This window comes from Streptomyces sp. (assembly GCF_050698815.1).
Lineage (GTDB): Bacteria > Actinomycetota > Actinomycetes > Streptomycetales > Streptomycetaceae > Streptomyces.
Genome location: NZ_JBOHCV010000102.1, coordinates 1 through 10,853, shown reverse-complemented (window position 1 = coordinate 10,853; position 10,853 = coordinate 1). Strand labels below are relative to the sequence as shown.

Annotated in this window: 9 protein-coding genes; 5 read left to right on the top strand and 4 right to left on the bottom strand. The window is 69.9% G+C overall.

The window, feature by feature from the left end; all coding sequences use genetic code 11:
• The first annotated feature begins 34 nt into the window (after positions 1-34).
• Together ACRDP3_RS03985 and ACRDP3_RS03980 are read left to right on the top strand one after the other, a co-directional pair.
• A complete protein-coding gene (locus tag ACRDP3_RS03985) occupies positions 35-868 on the top strand; it encodes a carbohydrate ABC transporter permease (RefSeq protein WP_431515403.1) in 834 nt (277 codons plus the stop codon).
• 14 nt (positions 869-882) lie between these two features.
• Complete coding sequence (locus ACRDP3_RS03980; RefSeq protein ID WP_431515402.1) at positions 883-1,746, top strand: carbohydrate ABC transporter permease; 864 nt, start codon at positions 883-885, stop codon at positions 1,744-1,746.
• A gap of 84 nt (positions 1,747-1,830) precedes the next feature.
• Here the strand turns inward: ACRDP3_RS03980 and ACRDP3_RS03975 are convergent, their stop codons facing one another.
• Complete coding sequence (locus tag ACRDP3_RS03975) at positions 1,831-2,856, bottom strand: ATP-dependent 6-phosphofructokinase (RefSeq protein ID WP_431515401.1); 1,026 nt, start codon at positions 2,854-2,856, stop codon at positions 1,831-1,833.
• Between the two features lie 325 nt (positions 2,857-3,181).
• On the opposite strand from ACRDP3_RS03975, the gene pta reads away from it, so the two are divergent.
• From pta to pyk, 3 genes are read left to right on the top strand one after another with little or no spacing between them, the layout of a single operon-like run.
• Positions 3,182-5,308 carry a phosphate acetyltransferase gene (gene pta / locus ACRDP3_RS03970; protein ID WP_431515400.1) on the top strand — a complete coding sequence of 709 codons (2,127 nt, stop codon included), beginning with the start codon at positions 3,182-3,184 and terminating at the stop codon, positions 5,306-5,308.
• Positions 5,305-6,564 (top strand): acetate kinase, encoded by a 1,260-nt coding sequence (locus ACRDP3_RS03965; protein WP_431515399.1) that lies wholly within the window; start codon positions 5,305-5,307, stop codon positions 6,562-6,564. Before pta ends, ACRDP3_RS03965 begins: the two co-directional genes overlap by 4 nt.
• A 53-nt stretch (positions 6,565-6,617) precedes the next feature.
• Positions 6,618-8,045 carry a pyruvate kinase gene (gene pyk, locus ACRDP3_RS03960; protein WP_431515398.1) on the top strand — a complete coding sequence of 476 codons (1,428 nt, stop codon included), beginning with the start codon at positions 6,618-6,620 and terminating at the stop codon, positions 8,043-8,045.
• Positions 8,046-8,135: 90 nt separating this feature from the next.
• On the opposite strand, the gene ACRDP3_RS03955 is transcribed toward pyk, so the two are convergent.
• The 3 genes from ACRDP3_RS03955 to ACRDP3_RS03945 all read right to left on the bottom strand — a co-directional run bounded on the left by ACRDP3_RS03955 (position 8,136) and on the right by ACRDP3_RS03945 (position 10,788).
• Entirely contained in the window at positions 8,136-9,398 is a 1,263-nt protein-coding gene (locus ACRDP3_RS03955; RefSeq protein WP_431515397.1) for a hypothetical protein, read from the bottom strand.
• Positions 9,391-10,059 (bottom strand): DUF6114 domain-containing protein, encoded by a 669-nt coding sequence (locus ACRDP3_RS03950; RefSeq protein WP_431515396.1) that lies wholly within the window; start codon positions 10,057-10,059, stop codon positions 9,391-9,393. The genes ACRDP3_RS03955 and ACRDP3_RS03950 overlap by 8 nt, the downstream gene beginning before the upstream one ends.
• A 111-nt stretch (positions 10,060-10,170) precedes the next feature.
• On the bottom strand, positions 10,171-10,788 hold the full coding sequence (locus ACRDP3_RS03945) for a DUF6230 family protein (protein ID WP_431515395.1): 618 nt from the start codon (positions 10,786-10,788) through the stop codon (positions 10,171-10,173).
• Between the last annotated feature and the right edge of the window lie 65 nt (positions 10,789-10,853).

Below are 10,853 nucleotides of genomic sequence, written 5' to 3'. Positions count from 1 at the left end.
GCGCGGACCGGAGCACCAGCGCCCCTGGCGCTGGCTGCCCATCGCCCCCGCCACGCTGCTGCTGCTCCTCTTCCTGGCCGGCCCGATCGGCTACTGCGCCTACATCGCCTTCACCGACATGCAGCTGACCGGTCAGGCGTCGCCGTCCTTCGTCGGCTTCGACAACTTCCGGCGGGCCTTCGCCGACGCCAACTTCCGCAACGCCGTCGTCCTGACGCTGGTCTTCACGCTGATCTCCTCGATCCTCGGCCAGAACACCCTGGGCCTGACGCTGGCGGCACTGATGCAGCGCTCGTCCAAGGCCGTACGGTCGGTGACCGGCGCCATCGTCATCAGCGCCTGGGTGCTGCCGGAGATCGTGGCGGGCTTCCTGCTCTACACCTTCTTCAACAAGGAGGGCACCCTCAACGCCATCCTGGACTGGCTGCATCTGCCGTCCCAGAACTGGCTGTTCACGCTGCCCATCATCGCGGTCTCCTTCGCCAACGTCTGGCGGGGAACGGCCTTCTCGATGCTGGTCTACTCGGCGGCCCTGTCCGAGGTGCCCAAGGAGGTCACCGAGTCCGCCCAGGTCGACGGCGCGAGCGCCTGGCAGCGGATGTGGCACATCACCCTGCCGATGATCCGCCGCTCCATCGGCACCAACCTGATGCTCAACACCCTGCAGACCCTCTCGGTCTTCGGGCTGATCTGGGCCATGACGCGCGGCGGCCCGGGCAATCGCAGCCAGACCCTGCCCGTCTTCATGTACGACCAGGCGTTCAACAAGTCGCTGATCGGCTACGGCACCGCGGTGGCGCTGCTGCTGCTGGTGGTCGGCGCGCTGTTCTCGGTCGTCTATCTGCGCCTGATGCGCGAGGAGGTCTGAGCCACGTGGCAGCCATCCCCGGACCCACCACCGCGGCGGCGCCCCGCCGTTCCCTCAGCCGCCCCGCGCGCCAGCGGCTCGCCGCCGACCTCGGACTGCTGGTCCTCGCGGCGGGCTTCGTACTCCCGCTGCTGTGGCTGATCTTCGCCTCGGTCGACGCGGAAGCGTCGATGCGCGTCGCCCCGCCGCACTCCCTCACGCTGGAGAACTTCTCGGCGGTGCTCAACGACGAGATCACCTTCACCCCGATGCTGAACAGTCTGCTGCTGTGCGGCGGCGCCACCCTGATGACGGTCAGCAGCGCGGCACTGGCCGCCTATCCGCTCTCCCGTTTCCGGTCCCGCTTCTCCCGCCCGTACCTGCTCACCATCCTCTTCACCACCTGCCTGCCGATCACGGCCGTGATGGTGCCGGTCTACGGGCTGTTCGTGCAGATCAACCTGATCGACACGATGTACGGCACGTCCTTCTTCCTCGCCACCTCCCAACTGCCCTTCGCGGTGTGGCTGATGAAGAACTTCATGGACGGGGTCCCGGTGGCACTGGAAGAGGCGGCCTGGACCGACGGTGCGAGCTGGCTGCAGGCGCTGACCCGGGTGATCCTGCCGCTGATGGGACCGGGCTTCGCCGTCGTGACGGTCTACAGCTTCATCATGATGTGGGGGAACTTCTTCGTCCCCTTCATGCTCCTCATCAGCCCCGAGCAACTCCCGGCCTCGGTCAGCATCTTCACCTTCTTCGGCAACTTCGGCTCGATCGTCTTCGGCCAGCTCGCCGCGTTCTCCATCCTCTACTCCACGCCCGTGCTGCTCCTCTACATCCTCATCGCGAAGCGCCTCGGCGGCGGCTTCACGCTGGGCGGCGCGGTCAAGGGGTGACGGCACAGGCGTCGGCCGTGTTCAACAAGTCGACGTTCGCGCCGGGTTCGGCGGCGGGCGGGCAGCAGAGGCGGGGCGACCAGGTCAGAAGACGGACTCGGCCTCGTCCATGCGGTCCTGCGGCACCCGCTTGAGCTCGGTCACCGCGTTCGCCAGCGGTGTCATCACGATCTCGGTACCGCGCAGCGCCGTCATCCGGCCGAAGTCGCCGCGGTGCGCCGCCTCCACCGCGTGCCAGCCGAAGCGGGTGGCCAGCACCCGGTCGTACGCGGTGGGCGTGCCGCCGCGTTGCACGTGGCCGAGGATGACCGCCTTGGCCTCCTTGCCGACCCGGTATTCCAGCTCGCCGGCCAGCCGGTTGCCGATCCCCACGAAGCGCTCGTGCCCGAACCGGTCGATGACGCCCTTCTCGTACGGCATCGAGCCCTCCGCCGGGTGGGCCCCCTCGGCGACGCAGATCATCGCGAACTTCTTGTCGCGGGCGAACCGCTCCTCGACCATCTTCGCCAGGTCGTCGACCTCGAAGGGGCGCTCCGGGACGCAGATCCCGTGCGCGCCCGCCGCCATGCCCGCCTCCAGGGCGATCCAGCCGGCGTGCCGTCCCATGACCTCGACGACCATGATGCGCTGGTGCGACTCGGCGGTCGTCTTGAGCCGGTCCATGGCCTCGGTGGCCACACCCACGGCCGTGTCGAAGCCGAAGGTGCGGTCGGTGGCCGAGATGTCGTTGTCGATGGTCTTGGGTACGCCGACGACCGGCAGGCCCGCGTCCGCGAGCATCCGGGCGGCGGTCAGGGTGCCCTCGCCGCCGATGGGGATCAACGCGTCCAGACCCAGCCGCTCGACCAGTTCCTCGGAGTTCTCGCACGCCTCGCGCAGCCGGTCCCGCTCCAGCCGGGCGGAGCCCAGGATCGTGCCGCCGCGGGCGAGGATGCCGGACACCGAGTTGATGTCGAGCGAGCGGTAACGGCCGTCGAGGAGACCCGTGAACCCGTCCTCGAAGCCGATGACCTCGTCGCCGCGGTCGTGCACGGCCCGGTGGACGACGGACCGGATCACGGCGTTCAGACCGGGGCAGTCGCCGCCTGCGGTGAGGACTCCGATACGCATGGGTGTTTCGTTCTCCAGGTCGGTGAGTGGCCCGCGGGACACGGGGCCGCTGGCTGGTGCTGATCCGTGCGGTGAGCCGGGCCGAGTGTTTCATGTGTTGAACACACCCCGCACTGCCCGTCCGCCCACCGGACGCCCGCTGCACACCCACCGGTCCTTCCGCACCCCTTGCCCGGGCGGAGGGCGGCGCCGGACGCGCGGGTATCGTCAAGCCTATAGGTACGCCCTTACCTGCGGATTTCGGGTGAATCTCCACCGGGGACACCCCTGCACGGCCGCCGCCCGCGGTGGCGGCCGGCCAACCCCCGACGAGAGGAAGAACACGGTGCCGCGCAGCGTCTACGTGACCGGAATCGGCCGAGGCGACGGCCGCCAGGTCGTCGAGCTGGGAATGATGGAGCTGCTGACCCGCCAGGTGGACCGGGTGGGGGTGTTCCGGCCGCTGCTGCACAGCGACGGTCCCGACCGCCTCTACGACCTGCTGCGCAGCCGCTACCGCCTGACCCAGTCCCCCGGGACCGTCTTCGGCATGGGCTACGAGGAGGCGGCGGCCCTCCAGGCCGAGCAGGGCACCGACGAACTGGTCTCCCGGCTGCTGGAGCGCTTCCACGCGGTGGCCGGGAAGTACGAGGCCGTCCTGGTCCTCGGCACCGACTACGCCGGCACCCAGCTCCCCGCCGAGCTGGCGCTCAACGCCCGGCTCGCCAACGAGTTCGGTGCCGTGCTGCTGCCCGTGGTGGCCGGCGACGACCAGAGCGCCGAGTCCGTGGCGGCCGAGGTGCGCAACGCCCACCACGCGTTCACCTCGCTCGGCTGCGACGTCGTCGCGACCGTCGCCAACCGGGTGGCCGCCGAGGAGGTGGCCGACGCCGCCCGCCTGCTGGGCGATCAGCTGCCCGGGCCGGTGTACGTACTGCCGGAGGAGCCCGCGCTCGCCGCACCGACCGTCGCCCAGGTACGGGACAAGCTGGGCGCTCAGGTGCTGCTCGGCGACCCGGCGGGGCTGGCCCGTGATGTGCGTGACTTCGTCTTCGGCGGTGCCCACCTGCCGACGTTCCTGCCCGCACTGACCGAGGGGTGCATGGTCATCACCCCCGGGGACCGGGCCGACCTGATAGTGGGCGCGCTGGCCGCGCACTCCGCCGGCTCCCCCGCCATCGCGGGCGTCGTACTGACCCTCGACGCCCGCCCCGGTGCGGAGACCATGGCGCTCGCCGCCCGCCTCGCGCCCGGCACGCCCGTGCTCGCGGTGCCGGCCGGCTCGTTCCCGACCGCCGCGGAGCTGTTCGCGCTGGAGGGCAGGCTGACGGCCTCGACGCCGCGCAAGGCGGAGGTGGCGCTCGGGCTCTTCGAACGTCACGTCGACACCCGGCAGCTGACCGACCGGCTCGCGGTCGAGAGGGGCGAGCGCGTCACGCCGATGATGTTCGAGCACGAGCTCGTGGAGCAGTCCCGTTCCGACCGCCGGCACATCGTGCTGCCGGAGGGCGGTGAGGAGCGGGTGCTGCGCGCCGCCGAGGTGCTGCTGCGCCGCGGCATCTGCGACCTGACGCTGCTGGGCGAGCCCACCGCCGTACGCAAGCACGCCGCCGAACTCGGCATCGATCTGAGGCTGCTCGCGGACTGCGAACCGCCCTCGGCGGACGAGGCGTCGGCGCGGATCGTGGACCCGCAGGTCTCACCGCTGCGGGAGCGCTTCGCGGAGCTGTACGCCGAGCAGCGCGCGCACAAGGGCGTCACCGTCGAACTGGCCTACGACACGGTGGCGGACGTCTCCTATTTCGGGACGCTGATGGTGCGCGAGGGCCTGGCCGACGGCATGGTCTCGGGCGCCACGCACTCCACCGCCGCCACCATCCGGCCCGCCTTCGAGGTGATCAAGACCCGTACGGACGCGGCGATCGTCTCGTCCGTCTTCTTCATGTGCCTGGCCGACCGCGTCCTGGTCTACGGCGACTGCGCGGTCAACCCCGACCCGGACGCCCGGCAGCTCGCCGACATCGCCGTCCAGTCGGCGACCACGGCGGCCCGCTTCGGGGTCGAGCCGCGGATCGCGATGCTGTCGTACTCGACGGGCGCCTCCGGCTCCGGTGCGGACGTCGACAAGGTGCGGGAGGCGACCGAGCTGGTACGGGAGCGGCGGCCCGACCTGCTGGTGGAGGGCCCGATCCAGTACGACGCCGCCGTGGAGCCCTCGGTCGCGGCCACCAAGCTGCCCGGATCGGAGGTCGCGGGCAGGGCGACGGTGCTGATCTTCCCCGACCTCAACACCGGGAACAACACCTACAAGGCCGTGCAGCGCTCGGCCGGCGCCGTGGCCGTCGGGCCGGTCCTGCAGGGTCTGCGCAAACCGGTGAACGACCTGTCGCGCGGCGCCCTGGTCTCCGACATCATCAACACCGTCGCCATCACCGCCATCCAGGCGCAGCAGAAGGAAGAGCCCCGCCCGTGACCGCCGCAGCCCCCGCCCCGACCCGGGCCACCCGCGTTCTCGTACTCAACTCCGGCTCCTCGTCGCTGAAGTACCAGCTGCTGGACATGACCGACGACTCCCGGCTCGCCGCCGGCCTCGTGGAGCGGATCGGCGAGCGGCAGTCCCGGCTGACGCACAGCCCGCTGGCTTCGGACGGGGACAGGCGTGAGCGGGTCGCACCGTTCCCGGACCACGAGGCCGCGCTGAAGGCCGTGGCGGCGGAGCTGGACGCCGACGGGCTCGGCCTGGACTCGCCCGCGCTGGCCGCGATCGGGCACCGGGTGGTGCACGGCGGACAGCGCTTCACCCGGCCCACGCTGATCGACGACACGGTGCTCGCGGAGATCGAGCGCCTGGTGCCCCTCGCGCCCCTGCACAACCCGGCCAACCTGGCCGGCATCACCACCGCGCGGGCGCTCAACCCCGGCCTGCCGCAGGTCGCCGTCTTCGACACCGCCTTCCACACCACGATGCCGGAGCACGCCGCCCGCTACGCGATCGACGCCGCGACGGCGGACGCGCACCGTGTGCGGCGCTACGGCTTCCACGGCACCTCGCACGCGTACGTCTCCCGCAAGACCGCCGAACTACTCGGCGAGGACCCGGCCGGGGTGAACGTGATCGTCCTGCACCTGGGCAACGGCGCCTCGGCGTCCGCGGTCGCGGCGGGCCGCTGTGTGGAGACCTCGATGGGCGTGACGCCGCTCGAGGGCCTGGTGATGGGCACCCGGTCCGGTGACATCGACCCGGCGGTGGTCTTCCACCTGGTCAGGGTCGCGGGCATGTCGGTCGACGAGGTGGACGAGCTGCTGAACAAGCGGAGCGGACTGCGCGGGCTGTGCGGGGACAACGACATGCGTGAGATCAGCCGCCGCAGCGAGGAAGGGGACGAGGCGGCCCGGCTCGCCTTCGACGTCTACGTCCACCGGCTGAAGAAGTACATCGGCTCCTACTACGCCGTGCTCGGCCGGGTCGACGCCGTGGCCTTCACGGCCGGAGTGGGCGAGAATTCCGCTCCGGTACGCGCGGCCGCGATCGCCGGCCTGGAAACCCTGGGTCTGTCGGTCGACCCCGTTCGCAACGAGGCGTCCGGCCGGGCGGACAGCCCGGCGGGCGGGGCGGCGCGGCTGATCTCGCCGGCAGACGCCCGCGTCGCGGTCGCCGTCGTACCGACCGACGAGGAGCTGGAGATCGCACAGCAGACCTACGCGGTGATCAGCCGGACCTCCGCGTGAACCAGTTCCCCCCCGATACGTTCCACACTTGAACAAACCGATAGGATCGCCCTATGCGCCGTTCCAAAATCGTCTGCACCCTGGGCCCCGCCGTCGACTCCTACGACCAGCTGAAGACGCTGATCGAGGCCGGCATGAACGTGGCCCGCTTCAACATGAGCCACGGTTCCCATCCCGAGCACGAGGAGCGGTACGAACGCGTCCGCAAGGCCGCCGAGGAGACCGGCCGGGCGGTGGGCGTCCTCGCCGACCTTCAGGGTCCCAAGATCCGTCTGGAGACCTTCGCCGAGGGACCGGTGGAGCTGGTCCGCGGTGAGGAGTTCGTCATCACCACCGAGGACGTCGCGGGCGACAAGAGCATCTGCGGCACCACCTACAAGGGCCTGCCGGGCGACGTCAGCAAGGGCGACGCCGTGCTCATCAACGACGGCAACGTCGCCCTCCAGGTGACCGAGGTGGACGGTCCCCGGGTGCGCACCATCGTGATCGAGGGCGGGGTGATCTCCGACCACAAGGGCATCAACCTGCCCGGCACGGCGGTCAACGTCCCGGCGATGTCGGAGAAGGACGTCGAGGACCTGAGGTTCGCCCTGCGGATGGGCTGCGACATGGTCGCGCTCTCCTTCGTACGGGACGCCTCCGACGTACGCGACGTGCACCGGATCATGGACGAGGCCGGCCGGCGCGTGCCGGTGATCGCCAAGGTGGAGAAGCCGCAGGCGGTCGAGAACATGGAAGCCGTCGTACTCGCCTTCGACGGCGTGATGGTGGCCCGCGGCGACCTGGCAGTGGAGTATCCGCTGGAGCGGGTCCCCATGGTGCAGAAGCGGCTCATCGAGCTGTGCCGCCGCAACGCCAAGCCGGTGATCGTGGCGACCCAGATGATGGAGTCGATGATCACCAACTCCCGTCCCACCCGCGCCGAGGCCTCCGACGTGGCCAACGCGATCCTGGACGGCGCGGACGCGGTGATGCTCTCCGCGGAGTCCTCGGTCGGGCAGTACCCGGTCGAGACGGTCAGGACGATGTCGAAGATCGTCGAGGCGGCCGAGGAGGAACTGCTCAGCCGCGGACTCCAGCCCCTGGTGCCGGGCAAGAAGCCGCGTACGCAGGGTGGTTCGGTGGCCCGCGCGGCGGCGGAGATGGCGGACTTCCTGGACGGCAAGGCGCTGGTGGCCTTCACCAAGTCCGGCGACACGGCACGGCGGCTCTCCCGCTACCGCGCCTGCCAGCCGATCCTGGCCTTCACCACCGAACCGGCCACCCGCAACCAGCTCACACTGAGCTGGGGCGTGGAGAGCTATGTGGTGCCGCACGTCGAGCACACCGACGAGATGGTCGAACTCGTGGACGCGGAGCTGCTGAAGCTGCAGCGCTACGAGGCGGGCGACGTCATGCTCATCACGGCGGGCTCCCCGCCCGGCGTCCCGGGCACCACGAACATGGTCCAGGTCCACCACCTGGGCGGCACGCAGCGGTAGCGCCCCTCACCCCCCAACAAGCAGGGCCCGCCGCCTCCTTCGAGGCCGCGGGCCCTGCTGCGTACGGTGCCGGCGGAGCCGGCGGTCTGCTCACTCGATGGTATTCCGCAGCCCGGGTACCGTCAGGTTGCCGCCGAACTGGCCGGCCTGGGTGACCTTGACGTCGGTGAAGTACGCCTCGGGGACGTTCAGCGGCGGCGGGTGCTCCGGGTCGAAGACGATCGGGATCAGCCCGAAGAGGTTGCCCTGGAGCCGCTCGGTGTACATGGTGACCTTGCCGCCCTTGATCGTGGACGTGGAGCCCTGGGCGGCCCTGACGTGGTACTTGGTGCCGTCCGGGCCGTTCACGATCTGGTGCAGGTCGCCTATGTCGAGGCTGTCGGCGGTGAACTTCAGCACCTGCTTGGTCCTGCCGTCCTGGGTACGGACGTTGCGTACGCCCTCGTAGTCCAGGCCGTGCAGCCCGAGCGAGCTGGCCTCCAGCTGCCACGGGTCGTTGGGCAGGGTGGCCGGGGTCTGCTCGTCGTCCCCGGCGACCTTCTTCTCCTCGACGCAGGGGTAGGACCCGTCCTGGGCCGCGCTGCCCTTGTCGGCCTGCTTCCCGGACTTGGCGCCCTCGGTGAGGTCCTTCGCGTTCTCGCCGAGCTTGTCGGTGGTCTCCTTGAGACCGTCGCCGACCTTGCCGACCGTGTCCTCCACCGGCTTGGTGGCATCCGACGCGGAAGAGCCCGAACCGGAGTCGGAAGCAGAGGAGCTGGGAGCGGCCTCGGCCGCCTCCTTCTCCTCGGAGCTGAGGACATCGCCGAGCGCGTCGCCGACGCCGCCCAGCAGGCCGCCGCCTTCCTCCTCGGGCTCGGACGGGCTCGGCTCGGGCTCCGCGGAACCGCCGCTCCCGCCGCTGCCGGACGAGGAGGACTCCGAGGGGCTGGGCTCGGCCTCGCCGACACCGGACTCGCCAGACGCGCCGTCCTTCGCCGCCTCACGCTTCTTCTCGGCCTCGGCCTCGGCCTTCTTCTTGGCCTCAGCCGCCTTCTTCTTGGCGGCCGCTTCCTTCTCGGCCTTCTCCTTCTCTTCCTTCTCCTCGTCCCGGTCTTCCTGGGAGACGCAGGAACCGGACTTGAAGGGGTTCTTCGGCAGCGGCTTGGCGTTGGCCAGCTGGGGGGTGAGCCCCATGCCCATCAGCACCGCCGACGGCATGGCCGCCATGGCTATCGCCTTGCCGGCGGGGACATGCAGGCGGGTGAGCAGCGGCTTGCGCGGCGCCGCGTGCCGCGCTCCGGTTCTCCCGTCGCCGAAGCCGGGCGCGGCGTGAACCGCCGTACCCGCCTCCTCATGTACCTCGTCATCAGGCACGGTGCCTCCCGTTCCCCTGGTTCCCGTCGACTCCGCTGGACAGAGCCGTTCCAAAGACTGACAGGTCGTCCTGTGCCGTACTCGTGCCGGAACCGGAGTCCGAGCCCTCGTCCGCGTTCCGGCGCGGCAGGCCGGAAGGGTCGGGCGACGAGGAGTACGTGGGGCTCGAAGAGGAGTACGTGGGGCTCGACGGTGACCTCTCCGGCTTCGTCCCCTCCGGTTCGTCACCCGCACTCACACCGGCGCCGTCGCTCTTGGCGAGGGGCTTGCCCGGGGCCCAGGCGACGCCGAGTGCGCCGCCCAGCAGGCCCAGCAGGAAGCCGGCCACGTAGCCGCCGAAGTTCGAGACGACCAGCGAGACCAGGGCCAGCAGAATCGCCGCGATACCGGCGAACACCCGGGAGTGGGGCTGGAACCACATCGTGAGCCCGAGTACGACCAGCAGAATACCGATGATCAGCGAGCCTGCGCCCGCTGTCGTCGACATCCGGATCGTCAGGGAACCCAGCGTGAGGTTGTGATACGGGATGTACATGATGGGGATACCGGCGAGCAGCGTCAGCAGCCCGCCCGTGAACGGGCGCTGTCCACGCCAGTCCCGGAACGAACTGCGCTTCTGGCCGAATCCGGAAGTCAGCCTTTGTCGCGTCTCGGCGCTCATGTCGTACAGCTCCTCGGGACTGGCACAAAGCTTGCGTTGGTGAAGCCGACCGCAAGGGTGCGGAACAGCAAGGAACCGCCGCTCCGCACCCGTCCGGTCAGTGAGTGCCTGTCAGAAGCACTCGTTCTTGCCCTTCTTCACGGCCATGTGGAGGCCGCTGAGCTTGAACGTGCCGGCAGTGGTCGCCCAGGCGCGCTGCTTGACATCCGTGAATGTCGCGCTGTCGGCCTGCTGTGCGAACGAACCGGGGGCGTACTTGTCGCCCTTGTTCGGGCCGGGGCCCTTGGTCGTCGAATCGGCCGAGACGCCGATGTCGATGTTCTTGAACGTCGCGTTGGCGCCGATCTGGTCGGCGTCGACGTAAAGCTTCTTCGCCTCGACCACTGGGGCACCGTTGCCACCCGCGCCCAGCTTCATCGTCACATCGCCGAAGGCCGGCACCGGCACGACGACCGACTGGCAAAGATTCTTGATCGTCGCCTCGTTGAAGCCGACCACCGCGACGGGCTTCTTGCCGGCCTTGGTCGAGTCAACGGCTCCGTACTGAACGAAGCCCTTGCCCTCCAGCCGGTCGGCACTGATCTTGAACTGCTGGCCGGAGACTGTGAACGATGCCGCCAGCGCTCCCTGCGAAAGGGCAACACCGATCACCGCCGTAGCGGCGACGCTCGGCACCATGACGACGGCGAACCGCTTCCATCTGGTCCCGCCACGAGCCAGGGACTCCATGACTTTCCTCCTTCTCGGACGTACATCTCCGGCCTGGACGAACCGCTCCTGAAACGGCCCGCTCC